We start from the raw sequence: 25,350 nt of genomic DNA on the forward strand, positions 1-25,350 counted from the left end.
GTTACCAAAGCAATTTCAGTCCATTGTATTTATAGAAGTTTTCATCTTTACCAATCACCGTTAGCTGCTCACGTAATGCCTGAGCAATAATAATTCTATCGAAAGGATCACGATGATGAAGTTCAAGACTAACTAATACTGCCGTATGTTCAAAAGTAATCGGTAATATTTCAAATCCATTATCTATTACTTGTTGCCGCAAATTTGTACAGGCCATATCGAGGCTTAACTTTTTTAAGTTAACTTTTATGGCTATCTCCTAAAGGGATGCTATACTAATGTATTTTATTGTCTCTGGATCTGCAATGGCATTTTTTGCTTTCTGAGAAATTTGTTCATCACCATTGATAAACCAAAGAAAGGAGTGGGTATCCAATAAATACTCCATTACATGTATTCTTTAAAATCATCGAGAGGAGCATCAAAATCAGGAGACATCTTAATTTTACCCTTTGCGCTGCCAAATTGGGGAATAATCTTTTTCTTCTTTACACTTGACTTTTGCACCAAAAAGTCAATAAAATCAGATACTTCCTGTTTTAGATCCTTTGGTAGGGTCTCCAGTTTGGTATATATGCTTAAGCTATTCATAATCGGTTATTTGTCTATAGCTAAATTACAGAAAATACTCCTTTTTATATTGATTTCAATACATTTTCCTGTGTCATTTTCATGAAATCGACCATTATATTTATATGTTTAGTATATGTATAGACTGTTGAATTTCCAATAAATGACTTATAAAAAAGTTCGAAATGTGTCCAACCACCCCAACATAGAAAATCAAAGAGGCATATCAGTTCGAGACTGCCTCTTTGATTTGGTCAGGTAGTTGAATATGCGATTCTCAGCGCCTTCAGAATATTTTTGCTACACCTTCTTTTATTTCCCCAGTAGAGAAACTGACCGGTTTTGGACGGGGAGATTCTTCTTAAGACTTAATTTCAAGTTTATAACCTTTGCCGCGTATAACAACAATTTTGATATTCGGATCAAATTCCAGTTTTTTCCTGAGTTTTGATATGAACACATCAAGGCTGCGGCCTACTATAACACCTTCATCTTCCCATATCTCTTTTTGGAGCTGGCTTCGTTCTATAACCTCGTTGGGAGACAACGCAAAAATGCGTAGTACACGGGTTTCAGTTTTGGTCAAGTCTATTGTCTTTTCATTTATTATGAGCTTCTGATTTTTCGCATCGAACAACACAGCACCCAAAGTAAACATACCGGTATCCTGAACGTCGGGTAAAACTTTTCGCCGCTTAACAGATCTTAAAAAAATAAAACCGGCAAATGCTAAAACCGGCAGGCTGCCCAAGAGGGATACCTTCTTTACAATATTTATGTCCGCCGGTTTAAACTTAATGTCCACCATATAGCATGCTGTGGGTTGCTTTCTCCCTCTACATGCTACAATATCATCTTTTTTACTTGCGGAAATAGCAAATCCATAGGCTACACTGGCGTTGCCACAGTTAAGTACGTTAACAACATAATCACGTGCGAACGGATCTTTGGCTAATAAACGTTGCGTAGTATTTACAAGTGAGTCGGGTTGAAAAGTAAAAGCATTCTCAAAGCTGATCCGGTATTCATTCTCTCCAATCGTTTTTACTGGAAGTACCCTTGAAGTACTGTCGCCCGACTGTAAAAGCAGTTCATGTCCGATTCTGCGGAGTAAAACTTCCCTTCTGGCGATGTCAAAATCATCGCTTCCTTTCATGCCGAAAGTCACACAGATTATGGAGATAAACGAGAGTAGTATCAATCCGAACAGGTACTTGCGTTTCCCGGAGAGGAGATTTCGGCTATCCGACATACCATTTACAATTTATTTACAAAGGTTACATTATTATTTACAATCCAGATTTCCAGGCTGAAAGGTAGGGAGTTAATTTCGTTGAAATCAATTTTGTAAGATATGAAAAATAAAAAAAATGCCTTAAACGGATCTGATTTATCAGGAGATAAATCTATGTCAATTAAACCTGCAAAAAATATGAAAAGAGTTATTTATGCGCTGATCTTACCGCTGGTTGTAGTAAGCGGATTAGTATTTGCTAATCGCGAAATCAAAAATGAAACTTCTAAAAAATCAATCCCTAAGCCACTCTCTGCTGCTGAAATGAAAGCCGAAAGGAAAAGATGGGAGGCTACCCCTGCCGGTATAAAGTTCAAAAAATGGGAAGCGTCTCCCGAAGGTAAAAAAGTGCTTGTCAGTGCTGCTAAAATAGGTAACCAGATAAGTGCTTCTTCCAATATGGAGGCTGTTGTAACCTCTCTTTCTCTTCCGCCAGGCTCACGATTAGGTTTCGGAGTAATGGTCAGGATTAATGGTGACGACTATATTCTTAGTTTTGGACTGGAAAATTCTGGCAATGAGTTTCAGCAATTGCATAGCCTGAAAGTTAACGACAAGATAATTATAAAAAGCCATGGTGTATCGTACGCGCCCAAGTATTCATATCCAATAGTATCGGGCGACTATGTAGAACGGGATAGTAAAATAATTTATAAACGTGCCCTCCGCAAAGGCGGTTGCTGAGTAAATAAATTATGAAATACGCACAGGTATATGCTTTGTTCCTGGTGTTTGTTTTTTCACTCCTCCTGTGGACAAAACCAAACAAACGTACCACAAGATAATTTCAGTAAAGGGCACAATGGCTACTCTGAGTCTCAACTTAAAGAGGCGGCTACCTCCATGGTACCCATGAGTATGGTTCGGAATGTAAGGCAAGGAAGGAATGGCACCATTTTGATTACTGCATCACGGGGGGGCGATACGATGGAAAATCGTTGAATAATCTCACAAATAGTAAAATAGGTTCGTACAGATTCCGGGATGTTGTGGAAGATCGACACGGAAACCTTTGGTTCGCTTCCACTGATTCAGGCGTCTATTATTACAATGGGAAATCGTTCCAACATTTTACAACCAGAGAGGGTCTTGCTATTAATGGGCCAGCTATTTAGGAGAAAACCTCGAATCTGAAATATGTAGAAAATGTGCAGTTTAAGCGGGTTTTAATAATGGTAGCCGTCATTTTCGCGACTACCATTATTAATGACTGATAGACAACATTATGTCAGCAGAGGGCTAAAAAATAGTTGTTCTCAATTCCGGCCATCTGCTTAATACCGCAAATGCTGGTATTGAGTAGATGGCCGGAATTGTATAAAATATGTCATTTGGGCTATCCGGGATTCGTTCTATTTTTGTTATATGACAAGGATGAAAAAGAAGCTAATCGTTGTTGTGCCTATGCCAGGTATCTTCCTGCTTGATGTAGCTGCCCCTTGTGATGTGTTTGCTGCGGCCGACAAGATATTGGATGGTAACGGTGGGTACGAGATACTGCTGGCATCACCGGTCAATACGAAGAAGATACCTACCAAGAGTAGTGTGGAGCTACACTGCCCGGTTACCGTTACGGGCATTACGCAACCGATCGATACACTGATCATAGCTGGCTTCTCGATGCCATTACTGGAAAAGGGCGGGCGGTTTTTTCAATGGCTGAAAGACATTTACCCCAAGGTGAACCGCATCTGTTCTATATGTGTAGGTGCTTATGCCCTGGCAGAAGCAGGTATTCTGGACGGAAAGCAAGCCACCACACATTGGGAATACAGCCGGCAGTTTCAGCAACGTTATCCCAGCGTAAAGGTGGATACGGATCCCTTCTTTACCCGCGATGCCAATGTATATACTTCGGGGGGCGTATCCTCCGGGATCGATCTGGCGCTTGCATTGGTGGAAGAAGACCATGGCCGGGAAGTGGCGTTGCAAATTGCGCGCAGACTGATATTACAACTGAAACGGCCGGGGTATCAGGCGCAATTCAGCAGGTTACTTGAAATTCAGCGCATGGAAAATTCCATTGGTGGAAAATTATATACCTGGATGATCCGGCACCTGGAAGAAGATCTGCATATAGAACACCTGGCCCGGCACAGCAATATGAGCGTGCGTAATTTTACCAGGGTGTTCCTGAAAGAGACAGGTGTTACACCCGCCAAATTTGTAGAAAAAGTGCGGGTGGAAGTGGCACGCCGGTATCTGGAAGACAGTGACCTGAGTATAGATCAGATTGCAGAAAAATGCGGACTGGGCGGATTGATCTCCATGCGGCGCACATTCATCCGCCACATGAATGTATCACCCAGCGACTACCGTCGTTCATTCAGGACTTCACTACAGACTATAGAAGACTAACGTAAAATATATTATTATGAAAGTAGCTATTAACGGATTCGGACGCATCGGCAGGATGACCTTAAGAGCGTTACAGAACAAAAAAAACGTAGAAGTAGTTGCCATCAATGACCTGACAGACAGTAAACTGCTGGCACATCTTTTCAAATATGACACCTCGCACGGAAAGTTTGCTGGCACGGTAGAATTGAAGGATCAATATATGGTAGTGAATGGTCAGAAGATCTTATTGCTGAGTGAGCGCGCACCGGAAAAATTACCGTGGAAGGACTTGCAGATAGACGTAGTGATCGAATCAACAGGCCGTTTTACCCAGAAGGAAGGGGCGCAATTGCACCTCGCCGCAGGTGCGAAAAAAGTATTGATCACTGCACCCGCTACCGGTAATGTGAAAACGATCGTAATGGGCGTGAATAACAATCAGATCACAGAAGCAGATGAAATCCTTTCTACAGCATCATGCACCACCAACTGTATTGCACCGGTATTATATCTGCTCGATAAGGAATACGGTATTGAATCGGGTTTCATGAGTACTGTGCATGCTTTTACCATGGACCAGATGCTGCAGGATGGGCCACATAAAGATTTCAGAAGGGCACGGGCTGCCACCCAATCCATTATCCCTACCACTACCGGCGCTGCAAAAGCAATCGGTGATGTGTTGCCCGGGTTGAAAGGAAAGATGGATGGTTTTTCATACCGTGTGCCTGTGATCGATGGTTCCATAGCTGATATGTCGTTGAACCTGGTGAAACGCGCATCCGCTGCGGAGATCAATGAATTTCTGAAACATCATGCTGACACCACATTAAATGGCGTATTGGAGTATACAGAGGAACCACTGGTGTCCGCTGATATACTGGGGAATACTCACTCTTCCATCGTTGACGGTGCGTTAACCCGTTCCATCGATAAACTGGTGAAAATTGTTTCATGGTACGATAACGAAGTAGGTATTTCGAATAGGATCGCTGAATTAACAGTTGAACTGGCCACTAAGGCAAATAGCCTGGTAGAGGCCTGATAAATACAACTCATCCCGAGAAGTTATGCTGCCGGGTCTTGGGGAGTTAAAGAACACGCTACGGAAAAAGCGTTTGACAGTATAAGAATTGATTAAGAAATTGCTCAGGGTAATTAACTTAAAAGGACAGAATGGTTCGATACCATCCTGTCCTTTTTCAGGTTGCTATGATTTTTACGTAACAGTTATTCCATTATCATCACAGGGTTTTCTACTTCATCGGCTGCTTCTTTCTCCGTCGTTTCGCTTTCTTTCCTTTCCAACGAAATAAAACTAATGCCGAATGTCAGTGCAAGCAGTGCAATACTCATCCATACCACCGCCTGAACGCCATACCGCGCTATCACAATACCACCCAATGTGGCGCCTAATGATATCCCAATATTATAGGAGGAGGTCAAAAGACTGTTTACAAACTCCAGTGCATTATGAGGGATGTTCCTGGTAGTACGGATATTAGGCACCAGGAAACCTCCGGTATGTACCAGTCCCCACAGCGAAAGAATAATAACCATCGGAATAAAAATACTGCCGAAGAAATAAGCCAGCAGCTGAATGCCGATCAATAAAACAAAGAACGACCTCGCGGAAAGCTTAATGTTCTTACTTAAAGCAATGCCTGCTATCCAGTTACCCAATATACCCATGCCGCCAAATAGCAGCAGCATCATGCTGATCTGGGCGCCGTTCATATGACTTACCTTTTCGAGATAAGCAGCCAGGTAACCGTAGCTGGAGAACATGGCAGCGAGTGTCAGAATCGTTGAAAGAAGATTGAGCCACAATTGCGGGTTCTTCAGTACGTGCGACTGACCTTGTGATTCCTGCCCTTTTTCAGCGGGCAAAGAAGGAACGAAAAATAACAATCCCAGGAAGGCAATCAGGCTGATCACACTCGACAGGAAAAATGACGCCTGCCAGTTGTTAAAATATTCTGCCGCGTAAGTAGTAATCGGAACTCCCAGTACAGTGGCAATGCTAAGACCCGTCATTACTGTAGAAACTGCCTTGGCCCCGCCCTCCTTAAAAGCTATTGCCAATGAAATGTTCCAGAATAACGGATGCAGAAACGCAGGTAGCACCCTCGCAATCATCAACACCGTAAAATTGGGGGAGAAAGCAGAAAGAAGATTCGACAGAACAAAGGCGCCTAATACAAGGCACATTAAAAGTTTACGGTTTATTTTGGCAGTAAATGCCGTTATGAAGGGCGAAGAAACTGCTACTGTCAACGCAAATGCGCTCAATAACCACCCCGCCGTATCAATGGAAACATTGAATTCTTTTGCCAGCACGGGCAAAATACCAATAACGCCAAACTCGGTTGTAATAATGCCAAAAGCTCCGAAGGCCAGTGAGTAAATCCACTTTTTCATCTGGTAAATAAATTTGAATATTTAAATGTTTCAATTGATAAAGGACTAAGAAAATATATAGTCAGGTTTCCAAAAAATTAATCCATTAAAGTGCCAAGGGATTTGACATACTCGCTAAGTACCTTCTCATTCAGGATGTACTTGATCTCTCTGCCTTCTTTTACTGAAATCAGCAAATCTGCATCTACCAATTGTTTCAGGTGATGTGAAACGGCGGGTTGAGTGAGATTAAGCATTTCATTTACTTCAGAACAATAGAGACAGTCTTTACGTTTTTTAAATTTCTGCAGAATGGTAATCCTGTTCGCATCACTCAAAGCCCGGGATATTTTCTCAATTCTCTTGTTATCCATACGGCTGATTATAACACAAAGTTAGATCAACATATCGAAATATACAAATGTTTTTATTTGTGGCTTCCCTGGTGTATTCTCAATATCAGCATGCTGAAAGGTTTGATTTCCTTAATTTTGTTGTATGAAAAGCCATCCTGAATGTGGGGCCGCTGCCTTTCGTAATGCCAACCTGAAAGGTTTTAAAGTCCAGGAGATTACCGGGCCGGCCTACGCTTCCCTGCTTTACGGAAGAAGAGATTTTTATAAAATAGTACTGGCTACCGGCGACATGGACATCTGCTACGGCGACCAGTCCATCCATATAAATGACACTTTCCTGTTTTTCGGGAACCCGCATATACCATATTCCTGCGAACACCGCTCCCCGGAGCAGAAAGGGTATGCCTGCCTGTTCACAGAGGATTTTATCGGGAGCCGGGAACGGAAAGACAGCCTGCTGAATTCGCCCGTGTTCCGTTTTAACGGCGTGCCGGCAATCCCGGTGAATAAAGAACAGACGGCATTTATTGAAGGGCTTTACCAGAGAATGTTGTCTGTTTACAACGGTGATTATGAGCGAAAGGATGAAATGTTGAGAAGCTGTGTAGACCTCATTATTCATGAAGCATTGAGTGCTCAGCCCCTGCATGAGCCAAAGCAAAGGAACGCCGCCACGAGGATCACCAATTTATTCATGGAGTTACTGGAAAAACAGTTCCCGGTGGAAACGGTCGCCAGTCCGCTGGAATTGAGAACTGCGCAGGACTTCGCCGACAACCTGGCGGTTCATGTCAATTATCTTAACCGCTCCGTCAAGGAAGTTACCGGCAAACCCATATCTGTACACATCGCAGAACGTATAGCCGCTGAGGCTAAAGCGCTATTGCAGCATACCAACTGGAACGTGACGGATATCGCTTATGGTCTGGGTTTTGAGTATCCCAGCTACTTCAACAATTACTTCAAAAGAATAACCGGCATCACTCCCAATTCCTTCAGGAAGAAGAATGGGAAAGTATGAAAATCATAATTTTTCGTTTGATTCCCGTTAAAAATACCAGCCGTTTAACAGGAGCTTTGTATCGATAACTGAATCAGTCAGTCGTCAGGACTGATTTTTACTTTAAACTATACATTACAAAGTTCATGGAAAAAGGAGTATTATCTGCGCCGGATATTGTGAGAACTACGGCTTCAACCCCTGTCATCTCTGTCAGCCCGGTGGTGTTGTCTGCACCATACCGTGGCGAAGATCTTAAGATACGTATTTCCGCGCCGGTTATCGGGAACGATCTGCCCGTTATTGTTTTCGCGCATGGCTATGGCTCTTCACTGGACGGATATGCACCGCTCGTAAATTTCTGGGCAGCCCACGGCTTCGTGGTAATCCAACCCACTTTTCTGGATGCAAGAACGCTGGGACTTAGCCCGGATGATTCGCGTACCCCGTTGATCTGGCGGTTTCGTGTGGAAGATATGAAGAACACCCTCGACCAGCTGGACCTGATCGAAGATGCCATTCCAGGGCTGAAAGGCCGTCTGGACCGGAGCCGTATTACGGCAGTGGGGCATTCATTCGGTGCTCAGACCGTCGGAATGTTACTGGGGGCAGGCATGATCAACCCAGATGGTAAAGTAGGCGAAGACATGTCTGATCCAAGGATAAAAACAGGCATATTGCTATGTGCTGCAGGCCGCGGTGGGAACGACCTCAGCCCGTTTGCTGCCGAACACTTTCCATATCTGAACCCTGCCTATGCTGAAATGACTACGCCAACGCTCATTATTGCAGGAGATCAGGACAATTCACCGCTGACTGTCCGCGGGCCGGATTGGTTCACGGATGCGTATACACTGAGTCCGGGAACCAGGTGGCTGGTGACGCTGTTTGGTGGAGAACATCTGCTGGGTGGGATTTCTGGCTATCTCGTAACTGAAACTACAGACGAGAACCCCGAGCGGGTTGCTGCTGTACAGCGGCTTACCTGGGCCTACCTCCGCAGCTCACTCTTCCCCGGGGATACCGCCTGGGAAGAGGCTTGCACCTGGTTGATGGATAGTCCGGATTCGCCGGGTAAAGTGGAAGGTAAGTAAGTGTATAGTGCAGCTGTGGCTGTCACACGAAAAAGGGTATAAACAAGGAAGCCGCGCCTAGCGCGGCTTCTAAGTCAATCAGCGATTGGAAAAAGTTGAATTATTTTTTCTTAGCCGCTTTTCCGTTAACCGCTTCAGAGAAATCTTTACCAGCTTTGAACTTAGGAGATTTCTTGGCTTTAATCTTAATGATTTCGCCTGTCTGTGGGTTACGGCCGTTACGTGCAGCACGCTCAGTAATAGAGAAAGTGCCGAAACCTACCAGCGTTACGCTATCACCACCTTTAACTGCTTTTACAACAGATGAAGTGAATGTGTCGATGGCTTCGTTAGCCTGTGCTTTAGTGATACCTGCGCCCTGGGCAATGGCATCAATCAGTTCTGCTTTGTTCATTTTTTAAAATTTACAGTGAATTATAATGGGAGTTTTGTCAAATATATGAAGGCTTTGCATAAAATACACATGGTTGCTGCATTATTTTTTCACCTGTCACCCCATTGAAACAAGTACTTTAACAATTTTTTACGACGCAATGTTCGGAAAATCTTGAAATCCGTTACCCCAAACGGTTGGCCGAATATTAGGTGAAACGGCCACCATACTGGATTTTGTCGCACCCTGAGATGCGCCCCCTCAGCGATGTTTACAATTACATAATATAGGCGTTATGGTGAAAAATTAATTTCATGCGGAGTTTTCGGGGACTATGATTTATGAGCCCAGGAGCCCCTGTATGTCAGCATTTCACTTATTTTATCAATTACGCAAAAATAGGAGAGTACTATTGTTAGCCTGCCTGATCCTTTCCGGCTCAGCGGTTCTGGTCCAATCTTCCCGTACAGGAACGCCGGAGAGCGTGCTGGAGCATTTTCTTCACCCTAAGCCAGGATATGTTTTAACAACCGCACATCGCGGAGGCAGGGACACGGAGGTATGGTGGAAGAAGGGGGTACGATACAGATCAATACACTATGGAGTGAGCTGTGTGAGGGGCATACAGACGAAAAGGCAATGAGTGATCCGGATGCGCATTGGGGATGGGTAATTAACCAGGGTGAAAATGTCATACAGACTGACCGCCCAAAGGAGTTACTGGCGTACCTGTGAGGCAAAAGACTACATGCGTAGGCAGTATCCCGTGTAAGGTGCAAAGTAAGCTAACAGGATATTTACCCCCGTTAGCTTACTCCAGGCTAAAGAATCATGCTACAGCATAAGCATTTCAGGATCGTAACAGCATGCCGGGTTGCACAAACCTGTTCCGGGTGGAAATTACCAGGGAGGCTTGGAGCTGATAAATTCTGTCAATCAAGGCCGGGGCAATATCCGGAAATTTGAGCAACAGGTTGTTGGCTCTTTCATCAACACCTTTTACAACTCTTGCACTGAAAACAACATCCCAGCTGAGACTGTTGCCGTTACCATCTATAACGATGATGTGGGAGCTGCCGTGAGGTATCCCGTCAAGCCCTATTGTATATTCAGTGTCAATGATCCATACACTGCCATCAGGGAATTCCCATTCATGGCTATCTTTTTTTGCGCTTGCAGAAAGAGCTGTCAGGCAGGAAAGTAGTGTAATACAAAGGAAGAACTTAAACATAAAACTTGTTTTAAATGGTTAACTAAGAGAAAAGTCAGACAGTCAAACTTCGCCATATACACTTTAAAATAAAAGTTTCCTTCATTAACGGTATTAAAAATCCAGCTAACGGAAACCTTCCTGCCGTCGGTTATTCAGCGATAAAAAAAGAGGTAATCAGGGCAATACAGAAGCATCCGGGGCTATGCCCCGGATGACTTAGACTGATCTCTTACATGAATTATTTTCCCGACGTTACACGTTTGAAATATTCTCCGGTGAACCGGTACCGGATATTCTTATCAGTAACGGTACCATCCTGTTTTACAACGGGGATGCTGATAGTTTTTGTAGCTGGATCAAACTTGGTCAGTATGATAGGGCGCTCCTCTCTCTTATACACCGAAAAGAAATCGTAGGTGAAACCGAGTTGGCTTTTTAACCCTTTCTTTGTCCTTATCAATCTTACATTATCTTTCAGCCGATTGTTTTTTATCTCAAAAACTTTGATACCCTCATGCGAATCTCTATTGGAATAGGTTGCCAGGTAAACACCTAAATAGTAAGTTTTTCCCTTGTTTTTCATGGTGTAGAGAGATACATAGTCTTCTCCTGCATACTTCCAGCCTTTCTTTTTCAAAGTAACGGAACGTAACTTATTACCCGACTTATATTGGAACACATTTCTGAGAAAATGCATAGTGCCTCCTGCTTCTGTATCCCAACTGTATATCTTCAGTCGATTATTGTCAGTGGTTACTGTCTGGAAGTATAATGGACTCAACTCTCCAAGATTAGTTGTGAGCATAGCGGGGATATGGGCCGTATAGTAAAGTAACTTTTTTTCGAACAGCGTGTTGAGAAAATCAAGAGAATCTGGCTTGCCTTGACTATAGTTACCATTAGCATGTATCCGTTTCGCAGTTTCCTGCAGATCATCTTTAACGGCATTAAGTTGTTGCCCGAAGGCTATGCTGCTATAGCATATCAGTACCAAGAGGGATAAGGATTTCATGATGTTTGTGATTGGGGGTGAAGGAGTTTTTTTGAGTGGATATTTTAATTCAAATGTCCGTCAATTTTTATTGATTTTGCATAAAGTAGGAAAATGTTTTTTAGGAAAATAATCTGGTGCAGAATATTGCTGCTGTCGGAATACATTTCGGGTGAAAGATATTACAGAAGTTTCGAAAGTTGAATCAACCCTTAGCCAATATCAGAAGGCCAACCATAGATGAGCACCGTGCTAAAAACTCAGATTTTTGGATCAAAAAATAAATAGAGAAACCCGTAAGTTAACCAGGCAGGTCATACGCATTAGCCCACCGCATTGTACCGACACCCAAGTCTTCTTAACAATTCAAATATCGAACCATGAGAAAAGCAAAATTTGCCTTGCTGTTAGGCATTGCCACATGTGTGTATTCTGTTATCTCTGTGGCCTCCGCAAAAACCAATGACAGTGAAAAGAACATTGGCCTCGCCAGGGCTGATAAGATCGAAACAAACAAAGTAGATCTTAATACCCAGGCCGCTGTTACGCCAACGATAGCCCTCGCATTGGCTTGTCCGGAGACGCCTGCTGCAATAGGAGCTACAGTTGTGGCCACCGGATATCTTTATCACCTTCTGGTCGGCCGACAGGAAGCAGAAAAATCTGGTGCCAGCAAAACCGCTATAAAAGGCGCAAAACTGTCTTCCCTTGACTAGTTGCCAATGGTTTAACAAAAAGGAAGGAAGCGCGGTATATGCAGCTTCCTTCCTGCAGCACAAACCTTTCGAATATCGCGTGTTATGAAAAAGCTTTATCTGTTTGCCATGCTTTCCTGTTTCCTGCTTTATTGGATGAGCACCATATTATTCACTATGCCGGAGAATTATTTTGAAATCGAGTTCGGAGAACAGCGCGCTTTTTTTGACCGGCTGTTCTATCAGCGCTGGTCATTCTTTGCACCACCACCTCAGTTCAACGACCGGTTATACTACGTTATCAGGGATAAGAAATCACGACAGCAGCACACATTTGAAGTGATCAGGCAAATAACCACACAGAAACAATTGAAAGCTCCCTTCAATCAGGAAGAGAATCTGCTGGATTATGCCGTCAATAATTCAGTATTGGGATTGAAAGACATTCAACGCGAAAATGTCAGATTAGTGAAGTATATCTTCCCCGATTCTTCCGACAGCTTTATCAGCAGAAAAACACTGACCCTGACTTGGCAAAATAATAATACCAGCGAGGCTATCAGAACATTGAAGCGATATGGCGTAATGGTAGCTTTAAAAAATAACCTCAATCCGGCAGACCAGGAATTTAAGATGGTACTCTCCCAGAAGAACCTCCCGAAGTTTAAAGACAGAAATAATAAAAATGCTAAAACTGAAGAAGTGCTGGTCTTTGAATCGCCCTTCTATTCCGCCTCATTAAATAATTAAACCGGTCATGAATACCCTGCTCCGTCATCTTACACAAACAAATTCCAGGTCCGTCTACCTGTCTTTCCTTCGTGTGGCGATTTGCCTGTGGCTGTTGAAAGAATTGGCTATCAACTGGACCAGCCTGGACCTGCTATACGGCACTAAAAGCTTCCTGGTTGCTCAGAACGATGTGCTGATGACAAGCCTCGGCATCAATATCCATTACCTCCATGAGCATTACTTCTTTCTTATCATCGTATATACTACACTGATATTCCTTTACCTGTTGGGTATCGGCAGAAATGCTACCGCTGCCCTTGTATTCCTTTCGGTAGAGCTGTTTCACCGGCTGAATAATGTCAACCTCAATGGTGGCGATAACCTGCTCAAATTTATATTGCTCTATCTCAGCTTTGCCGACACATTTCAATACTTGGTACTCTTCAAAAACAATAGAGAGAAAAAGGATCCGGCCATCTCTAATATGCTGACCAACTTGGCCGCTTATTCCATCATGTTTCATCTCTGCCTCGCCTATTTTATTTCCGGTATTTCCAAAGCACATGCAGACGTATGGTATAATGGTGTGGCCACCTATTACACGTTCTCACTGGATCGCTTTAAAGGCACATCTTATAATGATGCTATTGTATCCAATGGGTGGATAGTGCTGGTAACAACCTATGTAACCATCCTCTTTGAGCTGTACTTCCCCGTCCTTATCTGGATCAGGAAATTAAGAATACCATTGATAATAGTAGGCACATGCCTGCATATGGGGATTTATATTTTTATGATGATCTACGGTTTCCAGATCATATTTATCCTTACCTACGGTCTGTTTTTTACCAACGGAGAGTATAAACGGGCATTCACATTTATAAAGCAGAGAGTACCTGTTGTCGCGAACCTGGAGGCCAGGTACAAACGCAATCCGGCATAGTCAAAGGTTGCTCATCTTCTGCAATTCAACCTCCAGCCTGTCAAAATCCTTATCAGGCCCGTGCATAGTAAATACCCATTTGCCTCCCGGTCGCATATCAAAATGCAATACCCGGCTACCGGGCAACCAGTGGTCGGCTGCCGGTAACCGGTATAAAAATAGCATTGCCGAAAGAGTTGATCGACTGTTTCATCATTCCCCGGGTTAGAGAATAATCAAGGCAACACTATTATAAGTTGAAATATTATAAAGCGGGGTTGGCAGAATAGTCAGCCCATAACTGATCTACAGATTTTCCGGTAAGTTGGTTCCACGTATTGTTTGAATAGGTTTTATTCCGTAGGATGGTGTTCAGATCTTCTACGATAGAACTGCGCACATGACGTTCGAGCCACACGAGAAAGCGCGCAGTAACGCCATAGGCATTAGTATAGTGTTGTGAAGATGACCAGTTGGGCAGTCCCCATCCGGCAGGACCATTATTAACACCATATTTATAGCGGGCATAATCGGCAATGCCCTCAGTGAGCCAGCCGGGAGTATTGCCAGTGTAGGCCTGCACAATATGCATCACTTCATGTGTCACCACATCTATATCTTCAGGGCGGTCACGGAACCAGCCAGACTTATACACAACCTGGTTACCGGAAGTGGCTGCCACTCCATCATAATTCGGATCGATAACAAAAGTTACATTCTTGGTTGCTCCTGGAAAAAAACGATTTAGCAATTTTGGATAAACAGTAAAGAATGTGTTTATAAATCTTTGACGTTCTGCATCGTCAAATGTGCCATCCTTGTTGATAAAGGTAAGCGTATAGCCGTTACTGGTATAGATAACAGTCCCGACAGGAGTAGTGGCGGCAGCATTGATGCCCTTTTGTTTTTCTACGGATGCATTGGCATGGTTGTCCTGCAGATCAGGAGATACAAGTGCTGATTTACTGCATGAAGAGAATAACAGCGTAGTTGCAGCAGCGAAGATGATGCAATACTTCAGTGGATGTTTCATGTAGAATTTGGGTTTCAATAGGGGCTGATAAATCAGGCGATCGATGTCAAGTTAGATGAATTATTTTTATTTTCCTAAATTTTATACGTGAAATTGATAAATTTTTTAGATCAATATATTTAACAAACACAGGAAAACCACACTTTTTCGCCACCGGCTGTAATACCTATCTATATCGATTTTGCAATACAACTGTTAGCAATCGGTTTCAATCATCATTCTACTGCATCTTTACTTACTACATTGTCTAAATCAGCAGTGATCTTTTTAAAACGATAAAATTCATCAGGCTTCATCTCTTTCATATAATCAATACCCCAATCATATAACACATCAAATACCACACACAGCTTTCTCCCCAGATCAGTCAGCGAGTATTCTACCCGCGGCGGTACCTCAGGATATACCTTCCGGGATATAATTCCATCCCGCTCCAGCTCTCTCAACTGGCTGGTAAGCATTTTCTCAGTAATAGGCTCACAGGTGTTCTTAAACTCCCCATATCTTTTCGCCTCTCCATCAGACATCAGGCTTAATATATACAGCTTCCACTTGCCGCTGACAGCTTTCACCGCGGACGTCAACGGACAATGTAGTCTTGGGTTCCTCATATTTTTTTAAGAATATTTGTTTCTCCAGATCAATGATTATCAACAAAACCTACCAAAAAGTACGTATCGAACGAAAACGTAACTACTTGATAGACGCCCTGTAAAAATATACGTTTGCGGCAAATAAAATCACGAATACCAGATGAAAAAACTAACATTCCTTGCCGCCATGCTGCTCTGTATCATTACAACAAAGGCCGCATCCCCGGTAACAGGTATTGAACATGACAGCCCGCTGACCATTCAGCTTATCCGAAGCGCTACCGTAAAGATCGCCGGCCGGCAGGCAAAGATCCTCATCGATCCCATACTGGCCGATAAAGGCACTGAACCTCCCATCATGTTCGCCGATGGGCGAAAGATCCCTACCATCGCGCTGCCCTTCAGCAAAGAAGAAGCCCTGAAAGATGTGGACGCTATCTTACTTACTCATTATCACCCGGATCATTTTGATGGAGAAGCGGAAAGGATACTGCCGCGGAACATACTGATCTTCTGCCAGCCTGGCGACGATATTAAATTAAAGGAGAAAGGATTTGTAAATACACAGGTAGTCGACAGTTCTTTCAGCTGGAAGGGGTACACTATTTCCAGGTTCCTGGCCCGCCATTACCCCGGCGCTACTGGCTCGCTGCCATTCGGTGAATCATCCTCCTGGTTACTGCAGGAAGAAAAGAACACGGTATTCATTACAGGAGATGCCATCCTCGACGATCGTATGAAAACCACACTGAATGCTACACACCCGCCGCTGATCATTGCCAACACCGGTGAATGTCAGTTTACAAAAGAGAACCCCGTTCTGGCCCCTGGTATCACCATGACGCTAACCGCCACCGAACTGAAACAAATCACACAACTGCTGCCCGGATCAACCATCATAGCTGTGCATATGGATGCAATCAATCACTGTAGCCTTTCAAAGGAGGCGCTGAGAACATATGTCCGTAACGAAAAGTTAACAACCAGAATTATCGTCCCAAACGAAGGAGAGACGCTGCTTTACCCAAAACTGGTCAGAAAAGGAGCGGCTGCGGAGTGATTCCATTTTTCAGGGAATGCATAATATGGTAAATTTATTCCACCATTAACGGCATTTTACGCTTATGTATCCTGATAATATATCTCCCGTAGTTGTGGAAAAATGGCTTACAGGTTGGTCAATGTCACGTGGTCTGCCACTGCCCGTCAGATATGATACTGGCTTCTCTGTAGATGTAGGCTGGCCAGAACAGCAACGCCGTTATGTTTTTCCTGCACTCACGGGAGATATTATCCGGTTGGCCGATGCCATTCATGATCACTGGGTTTTCCTGAAAGTATGTGCGCCGCCTGATGCGCTGAAGGATATTTTGCCATCACGGTGGGAAATACAACCCCAGGGATATATGATGACGATGGCTGACCCTATGCCTGCCGGAGCAATAAGATTACCGCATGGATATTATATAGAAACAGACATGCAGCAAACCCACAATCTGGTGAAAATACTAACCGGCGAAGGGAACTTAGCAGCAAGCGGCCGGATCATATTTGTGGACGATCTGGCAATTTATGACCGCATATCCACTGAAGCGGCGCACCGTAGGAAAGGGCTGGGCACCATCGTGATGAAAACCCTTGAAAGCGTGGCCACCGCTAACGGATATACGAAAAGTATCCTGGTAGCCACAGAAGAAGGGCAGATGCTGTACACTTCCTTAGGCTGGAAATTATACAGCCTGTACACCTCCGCAGTAATACCTGGTCCCGTAACCGATCCCCAATGATTATTCGTGGTATCCGCTATAACGGTAATGGCTACTCTGTTTTAAGACTTTTCACCGGATTGGTCAACGCCGCCCTGATAGCCTGCGAGCTGACTGTCAACAGTGCAATAATAATTGTCAGCGCACCAGCGCCGGCAAAGACCCATATACTGGGGCTGATCCTGTAATAAAAATCCTGCAGCCACCTGCTGCTGATCCAGTAGGCAAACGGAGTGGCAATGATAAAAGCAACGATAACCAGCTGTATGAAATCCCGTGAGAGCAGCATCGTAATACTGGCAATAGAAGCACCCAGAACTTTCCGGATACCGATTTCCTTGAAGCGGCTCTCAGCCATGAATGCCGCCAGCCCAAATAGTCCGAGGCAGGAGATAAAGATGGCCAATCCCGCAAAAAGACCCGCCAGCTTACCAGTGAACCGTTCATTCCCGAATTTGTTGGCATAGGTATCACTCGCAAATTTATATTCCAGGGGATAAGCAGGATTATACTTTTTGAACACCTTTTCCATTCCCGCAATATTCGCTGCTACCGGCTCATTGAGCTTTACCAGTATCGTACCCATCCAGCTCTTAGGCCCTTTAATAATGATAGGCTTCACCGGCATATATGGCGACTCCTGTATAAAATCCTCTACCACGCCTACTATGTGCCAGTAGTCAGGATCATCGTAGATCCGCTGGCCAATAGGATCTTTGAACCCCATCAGTTTAAGAGCGCTTTCATTGATCAGACAGGCGGATGAATCTGTCGGATAGGCTTTAATATCAATATCTCTTCCCTGGAGCAGGCGCATACCGGAAGTCTTTACCAGATCACCTTCAGAAGTATAACGGTTGATCTGTACTTTCGTTCCCGGAGGCTTCCCCGGCCAGCTCAGACTGAGCCCATAAGCCCAGTTTTCAGAAAGGGGCGCCATCACTTTGGCTACAGAACTGGCATAACCTGATGAGATCAACTCCTGTTTGATCAGGCTGAAATGTTCACTCATCTCGTCGTTCATAAAGATGTGCACCAGGTTCTGCATATCAATGCCTGTTTTTCTTTCCTGCCCGTATTTTATCTGGCGGCTGATAATGATAGTGCAGATGATCAGTATGGTGGCAAAAGTGAATTGCAGTATCACCAGCGCTTTACGGGGTGTTATCCACCTATGCGGGCGCCGGCTCAGCCCTTTCAGCACTGCTACAGGCTTAAAGGCAGAGAGAAAGAATGCCGGATAACTACCTGCCAGCAATCCCGTGAACAGGATAAACGAAATGCCCGTGAGCCAGTAATAAATATTGCCGTATTCCAGGCGTAACACCTTACCCGTAAACTGATTGAAGGAAGGTAGACTTACCGCTACAATCCCCCATGCCAGCAACCCTGCAATGGTAGCCAACAGCAACGATTCCGTCAGAAACTGGAATATAAGTGAACCTTTTACCGCACCGATGGATTTCCGTACACCTACTTCCCTGGCTTTCCTGGCACTACGTGCTGTTGAAAGGTTCATGAAGTTGATGCAGGCAATCAGCAGAATGAAAATCGCCACAATGATAAATGTCCGCACTATCGTGATACGCCCGCCCGTGGGCTTGCCATCTTCAAACTGGTCGTATAGCCGTAGCCGGGTAACGGGATACAGAAACGCTTCTGTGCCTGTCTGGGTAGTGTGTTCCCGGATGATGCGCTTTATTTTATTGTTCAGCAGCGTGGCAGAAGCGTTTGGCCGCAGCAGCACAAACGTAGAGATGGAAAAATTACTCCAGTCTTTATCTATCTTTTCCTTTTCATAGGAAACCAGGTACTCCACATAATTGAACTGTGTATTATCAGGCAGGTCTTTTAAAATACCGGTAACCGTGTAACTTACCGCGTTTCCCATCGTAATAACTTTGCCGGTGGCCGCAGTTGTATTGAATAGTTTTTTAGCCAGCTTCTCTGTAATAACAATACCATTAGGATCTTTCAACACAGTACTTACATTGCCTTCAAGCAGGGGAAAGGAAAATAGGGAGAGGAAACCAGGGTCCACCACAGCGCCGGAGGAGAGCAACCGCGTCTCCCGGTTATGGCCGGTCAGCAGATTGCGTGTCCAGCGCACGCGCGAGGCCTCTTCTACTTCGGGATAATCCGTTTTTAAAGATGGCGCCATGACCTCCGGCGTCATGGTCATAGATCTTATTTTCCCCTGGATGCTATCGTTGGACCATACCTGGTACAACCGGTCGGCTTTGCCGTGGAAGCGGTCAAAGCCCAGTTCATGCTGCGCCCATAGCAGGATGAGAATAGCGCTGGCCATACCAATGGCCAATCCGCTGATATTGATAAACGAGAATCCTTTGTTACGCCGGAGATTCCGTAAAGCGAGCCTGAGGTAATTGTAGAACATAATGACGGTTGGCGCTAAAAAAATGCCAATACCACAATACTGCTGACAACAGCCATATTACAGGTCATTACAGTTTACAATTGTCCGCTTTCAGCACACTGGTGTACGATTATGAACAATTGCTCACGGCATTAGCTCAAAGACTAAAAGTGAATTATATTCATATCTCCATAAACATAGCCTTAATTTCCCGGTGATACTTTTCGTCACTGACTTCCAGGAATGAGGAAATCAGGTCTATTGAAACAGGTGCGGAGCCAGGATATTTATACCGGTCAAGAAAGAGCCGTAATGCTTCGTTTACTTTTGCTTCACCGATCAGGTTACTGAGCCTGACCATCGTTACAGCCCCTTTCGAATAAGAGATGTGTGTTTGTTCACCCGTAACTCTGTACAGGGGCCGGTTTGCTGAGTACCCTTTTTCCGTATCATAGATCTGCTGATGAACGGCTATTCTTTCCAGCATCTTTTCCTTGCCATGCATTTTTTTGTACAACATCATTTCCGTATACATGGCCAGCGTTTCCGTGAGCATAGCTGCGCCTTCCCGGTCATCCGGAGCGATCTGGTTGTTACCCCACCACATATGTGATAGCTCATGTCCGGCCAGTTCATTGATCACATCCTGTTGCTTATCTGCATGCACATTGGCATGGAAGATCATATGCTCCGGCATGAATACGGCAGCTGGATATGCGGTAGCAGCGAAGCCCCGGGTAAAGGAAGGTACTTCTGCAAATGTGATGGAATGAAAAGGATACGGGCCAAAGTGCTGTGTGCAATAGTCCAGCGTTTGTTGTGCATTGGCCAGGAGCTGTTCCGCATTCTCAGCATGTTGCGGATGATAATATAGGTAGATGTCAGTGCCATTATAGGTAGCGCGTTTCACTTCGTACCTGGCTGAAGCTACGGCAAAACGGAAGGGAACCGGCTCTCCCGGTGTATAACGAAAATAGTTGCGGCCGTTTTCCTGCCAGTGCTTTACCAGCTCCCCGGTGCCTATCGCCATTTGGTCCGGTGTCGTTGAGATGGTCATATCCAGGTGAATAAAATGGTTTTCTTGCCTCGGAGCTTCCAGCTTGTGAGTCTCCGTAGGCGCACCCAACGCAAACTGCTGCCGTACCAGACTATCAGTGATTTCCCTTTGCGGCTGATAACCGATTTGTGGATAGTACCGGCTGATCCGCATAAACGAGCCATTGGCAATGATGGCATTGAACGGTTGATGTCCGTTGACAGGCTGCCATTCATACGAGATCTCAAAACTGATATGCGCACTGTCGCCCGCTTGTAATGGATGCTTTAGCTGCAATGTTGATATATGCTGGTGGATGTCCAGCGATTCCTGCGACGAAGAATAACGGGCTTTGACAAGACGCAGGTCCTCGTCAAAGTTGAGGAGGATGTTATCGATTGATGCCTGCGTTTTGTTTTGAATGATATAGATACCTGTTATCGTATACCCGTTTCTGTTAGGATACAGGTGGATGTTCGTTTGAACAGCTGTAATAACAGGTTGAGGAATAGATGCATATTTCCGGTATTTCTTTTCATAACTGGCTGCCGCCTCCTGCTGGCCATGGCCGTCCTTCGGAATATAGCCCTGCATGAACTGTTTCCCGGCGAAGTAGCCGGTCGGCAGGAGCAGCATGAAATACATAACAGACCGGAATTTCAACTGCTTGTTTTTAATAGTATGATAAGCAAACCATAGCCCGCCAATAACACATCCGCCAAATAAAAGCCGTAGCAGAAATGAAGCCAGGTAGGGTCCGTAGCCATTGAAATCACTGTAGGTACCGGTAAAGTCTGAAAAGAAGCGGAGCAGTGGTATACTTATCCACTTACCGGAAAGTGGCGAAGCAATCATCAATGTCAGCAGTAAAGATAGCCCCAGGGCAATGTAACGCTGTGATACCAGCTGGTTAATCAGTAGCAGAAAACCAGCCAGCAGGATTAACGGCATCGTATTGAAAACCCATACACCAGCGTAAGCTACCGGGTCTATGGCGGTATATCCATATCCTGCCTGGAATGCAAGCCCCAGCAGTATCGTGGCGGTAGTAAAGCATACAATCAGCAGCGCATTACTGAGCAAGTGTCCCCATATCTTAGACCGTATGCCAACAGTGGTATATTCTATAGCTGAGAATCGCGCTGCATTGCTTCTCCAAAATAGCTCATTCACGAAATATACGGTCAGTAATAAACCTATCAGATGAAAATTCCTGGAGATCGTAACTGCCATTAATCCCGAACTGGCGTACTGTTGCGGCAAACGGATTCCCTTTTCAATGGCAGCATACATTTCCATGCCAATGTCAAAAAGCAGGATGATGATTGTTGCTATAAACGGAATACTTTTCAATGTATAGATAAGATCCATTTTTGCAAACGACCATGCGGCTTGTAAAGCCGACAGCGCATTATGAACCGTGTTGGTTATCAGATAGGGCTGCTGATGCAATGCAGGATTTTCATCAGCCAGCCACTTTGCTGTGCGGAAACGACGACTGGCCGCCGTAAAGGAAAACCGCTTGATGGTCAGCGTGATGCAGAGGATGGAGAGGGCCAGCACTATCAGCCTGTTAATCAGGAAATACCCGGAGAGTGGTACCACTACCGTGTTGCGCTGCACCACAGATAAGCTGCTGCTCTCGAGGAAATAAGCGGATAGCCCGAAGGGGTCCGTTAGTGCAGAAATCTGTTGTGCCATCATCGACTGTGGCATGCTCTGCGCCATGAACGGCGAATTGGAGAAAAGCAACACTACCATGTACAATACATACAGTAACAGACCGCCTACTACCATCAATAGCTTGTTGCGCATACGCCATGCAATAAGATAAAGAAAACTGCAGACCAGCAGGCTGTTAATACAGCCCAGTACGACAAAGGGATACAGGTAACGCTGCATATGCACGCCCGGTAATAAGGCAACATCACTTCTGAGTTGCTGCCCCACCGCAAAACCAACGACGATCAACAGAAAGCTGGTAACGGTAAGCGTGAACAACGACAGAAAACGCCCGGTGGCAAAGCCGTCTTTATGAAGAGAGGTGGTGAACAGTATCTGGTCAAACCGTGTGTCCCATTCTTTGAACAGCAGGTTGGCGGCGAAGATAGTAGCGATAAAGATAACAGACAAACTGAGCAACCCCAGCACAAACCCAATGGTAAAGGGTGCGTTCAGGTAAATGCCTTCACCTGCGCTAAAATTAAATTGATGGCCTGCAAACAGGCCCATGCCCAGCAATAAAATAATCGCCAGCGGAGCAATGCGGCTTTTTACGCAGGCTCTTATATCAAACAGGAAAACAGGTTTCATGAGTGGAGTTATTGACGGTATAAAGTATGGAAGTAAACATGCTCCAATATAGGTGCAGAAGCGTAGAAGCCGTCAGGCTGGGTGTCGGCATACACGGAAATATGCATCTCTTTTTCAACCAGCTGGTTACTGATAATCCGGTAGTGCTGATAATCCGGCAATTCGGAAACCTGAATCTTCCGTGTCCATATTTTTCCTTCGAGTGCTTTGATCATTGCGGAAGGATTACCAGCAGCCAATACAGCGCCTTTATGGATAACCGCCATCTGAGCACAGAGATTGCGGACGTCTTCCACGAGATGAGTAGACAATATGACAATAATATTTTCACTGATCTCGCTCAGCAAAGTATTGAAACGGTTCCGCTCTTCCGGATCAAGACCGGCAGTAGGCTCATCTGCAATGATGATCTGTGGATTGCCCAGCAGCGCCTGAGCCACGCCAAACCGTTGTTTCATGCCACCGGAGAAAGTATGTACTTCCCTGTTGCGAACAGGCAGTAGGTTAACTTTCTCCAGCAACCCCATGATTTGTTGCCTGCGGGCAGCTGCATCAGTAATGCCCTTAAGCACTGCCAGATGTTGTAACAGGTCATAGGCGGATACTTTAGAATACACACCAAAATCCTGTGGCAGGTATCCCAGATGCTTTCTTATACCCATGGGATTTTTAACCACATCTGTTCCGTTGAAGAAGATATCGCCGGTGCCAGGCTTTTGCAAACCCACAACCGTCTTCATGAGCGATGATTTGCCGGCGCCGTTAGGCCCCAGCAGACCAAACATCCCGTTGGTGATTTCCAACGAAATATTGTCCACAGCTTTAATGCCACTTTTATAGGTAAGCGATAGCTGGTTGATAGATAGCTGGTTCATGTTATAGCTGTGTTTAGACAATACAATGTCATGCAACGTCCGTACGTTGCTGTTACAAAGGTGGTTGTATATATGATAATCAGGATTCTTCCCTGTACTCTATAATGTCGCCGGGCTGGCACTCCAGGATCTTGCAGATGGCTTCAAGGGTATCGAAACGTATACCTTTGGCCTTGCCGGTTTTAAGAATAGAGAGGTTCGCCGGCGTGATCCCCAGTTTTTCTGCCAATTCTTTGCTTTGCATTTTGCGTTTGGCAAGCATTACATCGATGTTTACAATAATTGGCATGTCTATATGAATAAATCCTGTTCTTTTTGTAAATGTAGTCCCTGCGAGAAAATCACCGCTAGAAAATAAGTAAAGATACCAAGGAAAAAATGTATCATCACCAATGCCCACACCTCTTTCTCCACGGGTACAAAGCGGCTGGCTAAAGCCGTTGCCACGCCCGGTGCAAATAAATTGAGCAGATAGAACCTGCGCAGGTGAAGAAGATTCTGCTGCGTGAATAATTTAGGCTGAAAAAACACCCTGAATACGCTGGCCGCCAGCCAGAAGAACAAACCATAGAGGTTTAAGACAAGCAGAAATGAGAAAATGATATAAGGCAGGTTGTTCTCAATAATCATAAACGGCACTTCCGTGAATGGGTAGAAAATGCGCAGAAATGTACCCCCTTTAAACTGGCTTATATGTGTGTTGGTGAATAAACAGATCAAGGCATACAATGCCGTGATGAAATAACCAAACGCTAAGATTCCGCTGATGTAAAACAATATTTTTGCGACAGTCTTTACACGGTTCATTTTTTCCCTGAGTTTAGAATAATACTGCAATTATAGTAATTAATTATCGTAAAACAATAATTAATTAAGAAAATTGCCCTCCTGGAAAGAATGAATATAATAGAATATGGAGTGGTATTTTTATTTCCCGATGATTTCCTTCCGGTGTGCAAGCCCCCAATAATGCAGCTCGTCCATCACTTTTCCAAGCGACTGCCCATGCGCTGTGATGGTATATTCCACAGCGGGCGGAAAGGTATTATAGACATGTTTAACCACCAGCCTGTTTTCTTCCAGGCTTTTCAGTTCTTTGGACAGCGTCCTGTCTGTAATCCCGTTTACTTCCCGGGAAATCTCCTTAAATCTCTTCGGACCGGAAGCCAGTGAGAACAGGATCAACAGCTTCCATTTTCCTTCCAGCACTTCCAATGCATCCCGGATGGAAAGCATATTGCTGGGGCATCTTCCGTTTGTAAGCATCTTGGTGTCGCATTTAAGTTGAATACGATACTATCCCGCCGGATAGCGCTATCTGGCGGGATAGTATCGCATGCCAGGAAACAAATGTAAATACATTTACTGCATCATTAA

General features: G+C 44.7%; 28 protein-coding genes. 11 read left to right on the forward strand and 17 right to left on the reverse strand.

From position 1 onward, the window contains the following. Position 1: 1 nt before the first annotated feature. The 3 genes from VM802_RS18235 to VM802_RS18245 form a co-directional block, all read right to left on the reverse strand. On the reverse strand, positions 2-256 hold the full coding sequence (locus VM802_RS18235) for a type II toxin-antitoxin system VapC family toxin (RefSeq protein WP_325533174.1): 255 nt from the start codon (positions 254-256) through the stop codon (positions 2-4). Positions 257-387: 131 nt separating this feature from the next. Continuing rightward, on the reverse strand, positions 388-591 hold the full coding sequence (vapB, locus tag VM802_RS18240) for a type II toxin-antitoxin system VapB family antitoxin (protein WP_325533122.1): 204 nt from the start codon (positions 589-591) through the stop codon (positions 388-390). Between the two features lie 340 nt (positions 592-931). Further along, the gene (locus tag VM802_RS18245; RefSeq protein WP_325533124.1) at positions 932-1,726 is read right to left on the reverse strand and encodes a winged helix-turn-helix domain-containing protein; all 795 of its coding nucleotides are present in this window, start codon (positions 1,724-1,726) and stop codon (positions 932-934) included. 198 nt (positions 1,727-1,924) lie between these two features. Between VM802_RS18245 and VM802_RS18250 the strand changes: the two genes are divergently transcribed. From VM802_RS18250 to gap, 3 genes are all read left to right on the forward strand, one after another. Further along, complete coding sequence (locus tag VM802_RS18250) at positions 1,925-2,548, forward strand: hypothetical protein (RefSeq protein WP_325533126.1); 624 nt, start codon at positions 1,925-1,927, stop codon at positions 2,546-2,548. Positions 2,549-3,238: 690 nt separating this feature from the next. Further along, positions 3,239-4,222, forward strand: coding sequence for a GlxA family transcriptional regulator (locus VM802_RS18255; protein ID WP_325533128.1), 984 nt, complete (start codon positions 3,239-3,241; stop codon positions 4,220-4,222). Positions 4,223-4,238: 16 nt separating this feature from the next. Beyond that, positions 4,239-5,249 (forward strand): type I glyceraldehyde-3-phosphate dehydrogenase, encoded by a 1,011-nt coding sequence (gap, locus tag VM802_RS18260; protein WP_325533130.1) that lies wholly within the window; start codon positions 4,239-4,241, stop codon positions 5,247-5,249. Between the two features lie 185 nt (positions 5,250-5,434). Here gap and VM802_RS18265 read toward each other — a convergent pair whose 3' ends face one another. Both VM802_RS18265 and VM802_RS18270 read right to left on the reverse strand, forming a co-directional pair. Next, complete coding sequence (locus VM802_RS18265) at positions 5,435-6,625, reverse strand: MFS transporter (RefSeq protein WP_325533132.1); 1,191 nt, start codon at positions 6,623-6,625, stop codon at positions 5,435-5,437. 77 nt (positions 6,626-6,702) lie between these two features. Continuing rightward, a complete protein-coding gene (locus tag VM802_RS18270; RefSeq protein WP_325533134.1) occupies positions 6,703-6,978 on the reverse strand; it encodes an ArsR/SmtB family transcription factor in 276 nt (91 codons plus the stop codon). 124 nt (positions 6,979-7,102) lie between these two features. On the opposite strand from VM802_RS18270, the gene VM802_RS18275 reads away from it, so the two are divergent. Next, positions 7,103-7,981 carry a helix-turn-helix domain-containing protein gene (locus tag VM802_RS18275; protein WP_325533136.1) on the forward strand — a complete coding sequence of 293 codons (879 nt, stop codon included), beginning with the start codon at positions 7,103-7,105 and terminating at the stop codon, positions 7,979-7,981. A 125-nt stretch (positions 7,982-8,106) separates the two neighbouring features. Further along, positions 8,107-9,054 carry an alpha/beta hydrolase family protein gene (locus tag VM802_RS18280; RefSeq protein WP_325533138.1) on the forward strand — a complete coding sequence of 316 codons (948 nt, stop codon included), beginning with the start codon at positions 8,107-8,109 and terminating at the stop codon, positions 9,052-9,054. A gap of 100 nt (positions 9,055-9,154) precedes the next feature. Here VM802_RS18280 and VM802_RS18285 read toward each other — a convergent pair whose 3' ends face one another. Continuing rightward, positions 9,155-9,448 carry an HU family DNA-binding protein gene (locus VM802_RS18285; RefSeq protein ID WP_325533140.1) on the reverse strand — a complete coding sequence of 98 codons (294 nt, stop codon included), beginning with the start codon at positions 9,446-9,448 and terminating at the stop codon, positions 9,155-9,157. Positions 9,449-9,988: 540 nt separating this feature from the next. On the opposite strand from VM802_RS18285, the gene VM802_RS18290 reads away from it, so the two are divergent. Beyond that, a complete protein-coding gene (locus tag VM802_RS18290) occupies positions 9,989-10,162 on the forward strand; it encodes a hypothetical protein (protein ID WP_414647104.1) in 174 nt (57 codons plus the stop codon). Positions 10,163-10,277: 115 nt separating this feature from the next. On the opposite strand, the gene VM802_RS18295 is transcribed toward VM802_RS18290, so the two are convergent. Together VM802_RS18295 and VM802_RS18300 are read right to left on the reverse strand one after the other, a co-directional pair. Next, positions 10,278-10,658 (reverse strand): hypothetical protein, encoded by a 381-nt coding sequence (locus tag VM802_RS18295; RefSeq protein ID WP_325533142.1) that lies wholly within the window; start codon positions 10,656-10,658, stop codon positions 10,278-10,280. A 220-nt stretch (positions 10,659-10,878) separates the two neighbouring features. Further along, on the reverse strand, positions 10,879-11,652 hold the full coding sequence (locus tag VM802_RS18300) for a hypothetical protein (protein WP_325533144.1): 774 nt from the start codon (positions 11,650-11,652) through the stop codon (positions 10,879-10,881). A 359-nt stretch (positions 11,653-12,011) separates the two neighbouring features. On the opposite strand from VM802_RS18300, the gene VM802_RS18305 reads away from it, so the two are divergent. The 3 genes from VM802_RS18305 (at position 12,012) to VM802_RS18315 (ending at position 14,001) form a co-directional block, all read left to right on the forward strand. Then, entirely contained in the window at positions 12,012-12,347 is a 336-nt protein-coding gene (locus VM802_RS18305) for a hypothetical protein (protein ID WP_325533146.1), read from the forward strand. A gap of 84 nt (positions 12,348-12,431) precedes the next feature. Further along, positions 12,432-13,076 carry a hypothetical protein gene (locus VM802_RS18310; RefSeq protein ID WP_325533148.1) on the forward strand — a complete coding sequence of 215 codons (645 nt, stop codon included), beginning with the start codon at positions 12,432-12,434 and terminating at the stop codon, positions 13,074-13,076. Between the two features lie 7 nt (positions 13,077-13,083). Then, positions 13,084-14,001: an HTTM domain-containing protein gene (locus tag VM802_RS18315; RefSeq protein ID WP_325533150.1), complete on the forward strand. Its 918-nt coding sequence runs from the start codon at positions 13,084-13,086 to the stop codon at positions 13,999-14,001. Here the strand turns inward: VM802_RS18315 and VM802_RS18320 are convergent, their stop codons facing one another. The 3 genes from VM802_RS18320 to VM802_RS18330 form a co-directional block, all read right to left on the reverse strand. After that, entirely contained in the window at positions 14,002-14,166 is a 165-nt protein-coding gene (locus VM802_RS18320; RefSeq protein WP_325533152.1) for a hypothetical protein, read from the reverse strand. 79 nt (positions 14,167-14,245) lie between these two features. After that, positions 14,246-15,013 carry a basic secretory protein-like protein gene (locus VM802_RS18325; protein WP_325533154.1) on the reverse strand — a complete coding sequence of 256 codons (768 nt, stop codon included), beginning with the start codon at positions 15,011-15,013 and terminating at the stop codon, positions 14,246-14,248. Between the two features lie 215 nt (positions 15,014-15,228). Next, positions 15,229-15,624 (reverse strand): winged helix-turn-helix transcriptional regulator, encoded by a 396-nt coding sequence (locus VM802_RS18330; protein ID WP_325533156.1) that lies wholly within the window; start codon positions 15,622-15,624, stop codon positions 15,229-15,231. A gap of 142 nt (positions 15,625-15,766) precedes the next feature. On the opposite strand from VM802_RS18330, the gene VM802_RS18335 reads away from it, so the two are divergent. Continuing rightward, positions 15,767-16,666, forward strand: a complete 900-nt coding sequence (locus VM802_RS18335) for an MBL fold metallo-hydrolase (RefSeq protein WP_325533158.1) — start codon at positions 15,767-15,769, stop codon at positions 16,664-16,666. 64 nt (positions 16,667-16,730) lie between these two features. Continuing rightward, positions 16,731-17,393: a GNAT family N-acetyltransferase gene (locus VM802_RS18340; RefSeq protein WP_325533160.1), complete on the forward strand. Its 663-nt coding sequence runs from the start codon at positions 16,731-16,733 to the stop codon at positions 17,391-17,393. Positions 17,394-17,424: 31 nt separating this feature from the next. Here the strand turns inward: VM802_RS18340 and VM802_RS18345 are convergent, their stop codons facing one another. The 6 genes from VM802_RS18345 to VM802_RS18370 form a co-directional block, all read right to left on the reverse strand. Next, entirely contained in the window at positions 17,425-19,770 is a 2,346-nt protein-coding gene (locus VM802_RS18345) for an ABC transporter permease (RefSeq protein ID WP_325533162.1), read from the reverse strand. Positions 19,771-19,930: 160 nt separating this feature from the next. Beyond that, complete coding sequence (locus VM802_RS18350; RefSeq protein ID WP_325533164.1) at positions 19,931-23,098, reverse strand: ABC transporter permease/M1 family aminopeptidase; 3,168 nt, start codon at positions 23,096-23,098, stop codon at positions 19,931-19,933. Positions 23,099-23,106: 8 nt separating this feature from the next. Continuing rightward, positions 23,107-23,973 carry an ABC transporter ATP-binding protein gene (locus VM802_RS18355; protein ID WP_325533166.1) on the reverse strand — a complete coding sequence of 289 codons (867 nt, stop codon included), beginning with the start codon at positions 23,971-23,973 and terminating at the stop codon, positions 23,107-23,109. Between the two features lie 79 nt (positions 23,974-24,052). After that, positions 24,053-24,262 (reverse strand): helix-turn-helix domain-containing protein, encoded by a 210-nt coding sequence (locus VM802_RS18360; RefSeq protein WP_325533168.1) that lies wholly within the window; start codon positions 24,260-24,262, stop codon positions 24,053-24,055. A gap of 2 nt (positions 24,263-24,264) precedes the next feature. Next, positions 24,265-24,780, reverse strand: coding sequence for a hypothetical protein (locus VM802_RS18365; RefSeq protein ID WP_325533170.1), 516 nt, complete (start codon positions 24,778-24,780; stop codon positions 24,265-24,267). A gap of 120 nt (positions 24,781-24,900) precedes the next feature. Then, complete coding sequence (locus VM802_RS18370) at positions 24,901-25,239, reverse strand: winged helix-turn-helix transcriptional regulator (RefSeq protein ID WP_325533172.1); 339 nt, start codon at positions 25,237-25,239, stop codon at positions 24,901-24,903. Positions 25,240-25,350: the final 111 nt, after the last annotated feature.

Source organism: Chitinophaga sp. (genome assembly GCF_035538455.1).
GTDB lineage: Bacteria > Bacteroidota > Bacteroidia > Chitinophagales > Chitinophagaceae > Chitinophaga.

What these genes read in the sequence shown, in the direction of transcription:
- vapB (WP_325533122.1), bottom strand. Translation starts at nt 591, where the DNA reads ATGAATAGCTTAAGCATATATACCAAACTGGAGACCCTACCAAAGGAT.
- VM802_RS18245 (WP_325533124.1), bottom strand. Translation starts at nt 1,726, where the DNA reads ATGAAAGGAAGCGATGATTTTGACATCGCCAGAAGGGAAGTTTTACTC.
- VM802_RS18250 (WP_325533126.1), top strand. Translation starts at nt 1,925, where the DNA reads ATGAAAAATAAAAAAAATGCCTTAAACGGATCTGATTTATCAGGAGAT.
- VM802_RS18255 (WP_325533128.1), top strand. Translation starts at nt 3,239, where the DNA reads ATGAAAAAGAAGCTAATCGTTGTTGTGCCTATGCCAGGTATCTTCCTG.
- gap (WP_325533130.1), top strand. Translation starts at nt 4,239, where the DNA reads ATGAAAGTAGCTATTAACGGATTCGGACGCATCGGCAGGATGACCTTA.
- VM802_RS18265 (WP_325533132.1), bottom strand. Translation starts at nt 6,625, where the DNA reads ATGAAAAAGTGGATTTACTCACTGGCCTTCGGAGCTTTTGGCATTATT.
- VM802_RS18270 (WP_325533134.1), bottom strand. Translation starts at nt 6,978, where the DNA reads ATGGATAACAAGAGAATTGAGAAAATATCCCGGGCTTTGAGTGATGCG.
- VM802_RS18275 (WP_325533136.1), top strand. Translation starts at nt 7,103, where the DNA reads ATGAAAAGCCATCCTGAATGTGGGGCCGCTGCCTTTCGTAATGCCAAC.
- VM802_RS18280 (WP_325533138.1), top strand. Translation starts at nt 8,107, where the DNA reads ATGGAAAAAGGAGTATTATCTGCGCCGGATATTGTGAGAACTACGGCT.
- VM802_RS18285 (WP_325533140.1), bottom strand. Translation starts at nt 9,448, where the DNA reads ATGAACAAAGCAGAACTGATTGATGCCATTGCCCAGGGCGCAGGTATC.
- VM802_RS18290 (WP_414647104.1), top strand. Translation starts at nt 9,989, where the DNA reads ATGGTGGAAGAAGGGGGTACGATACAGATCAATACACTATGGAGTGAG.
- VM802_RS18295 (WP_325533142.1), bottom strand. Translation starts at nt 10,658, where the DNA reads ATGTTTAAGTTCTTCCTTTGTATTACACTACTTTCCTGCCTGACAGCT.
- VM802_RS18300 (WP_325533144.1), bottom strand. Translation starts at nt 11,652, where the DNA reads ATGAAATCCTTATCCCTCTTGGTACTGATATGCTATAGCAGCATAGCC.
- VM802_RS18305 (WP_325533146.1), top strand. Translation starts at nt 12,012, where the DNA reads ATGAGAAAAGCAAAATTTGCCTTGCTGTTAGGCATTGCCACATGTGTG.
- VM802_RS18310 (WP_325533148.1), top strand. Translation starts at nt 12,432, where the DNA reads ATGAAAAAGCTTTATCTGTTTGCCATGCTTTCCTGTTTCCTGCTTTAT.
- VM802_RS18315 (WP_325533150.1), top strand. Translation starts at nt 13,084, where the DNA reads ATGAATACCCTGCTCCGTCATCTTACACAAACAAATTCCAGGTCCGTC.
- VM802_RS18320 (WP_325533152.1), bottom strand. Translation starts at nt 14,166, where the DNA reads ATGCTATTTTTATACCGGTTACCGGCAGCCGACCACTGGTTGCCCGGT.
- VM802_RS18325 (WP_325533154.1), bottom strand. Translation starts at nt 15,013, where the DNA reads ATGAAACATCCACTGAAGTATTGCATCATCTTCGCTGCTGCAACTACG.
- VM802_RS18330 (WP_325533156.1), bottom strand. Translation starts at nt 15,624, where the DNA reads ATGAGGAACCCAAGACTACATTGTCCGTTGACGTCCGCGGTGAAAGCT.
- VM802_RS18335 (WP_325533158.1), top strand. Translation starts at nt 15,767, where the DNA reads ATGAAAAAACTAACATTCCTTGCCGCCATGCTGCTCTGTATCATTACA.
- VM802_RS18340 (WP_325533160.1), top strand. Translation starts at nt 16,731, where the DNA reads ATGTATCCTGATAATATATCTCCCGTAGTTGTGGAAAAATGGCTTACA.
- VM802_RS18345 (WP_325533162.1), bottom strand. Translation starts at nt 19,770, where the DNA reads ATGTTCTACAATTACCTCAGGCTCGCTTTACGGAATCTCCGGCGTAAC.
- VM802_RS18350 (WP_325533164.1), bottom strand. Translation starts at nt 23,098, where the DNA reads ATGAAACCTGTTTTCCTGTTTGATATAAGAGCCTGCGTAAAAAGCCGC.
- VM802_RS18355 (WP_325533166.1), bottom strand. Translation starts at nt 23,973, where the DNA reads ATGAACCAGCTATCTATCAACCAGCTATCGCTTACCTATAAAAGTGGC.
- VM802_RS18360 (WP_325533168.1), bottom strand. Translation starts at nt 24,262, where the DNA reads ATGCCAATTATTGTAAACATCGATGTAATGCTTGCCAAACGCAAAATG.
- VM802_RS18365 (WP_325533170.1), bottom strand. Translation starts at nt 24,780, where the DNA reads ATGAACCGTGTAAAGACTGTCGCAAAAATATTGTTTTACATCAGCGGA.
- VM802_RS18370 (WP_325533172.1), bottom strand. Translation starts at nt 25,239, where the DNA reads ATGCTTACAAACGGAAGATGCCCCAGCAATATGCTTTCCATCCGGGAT.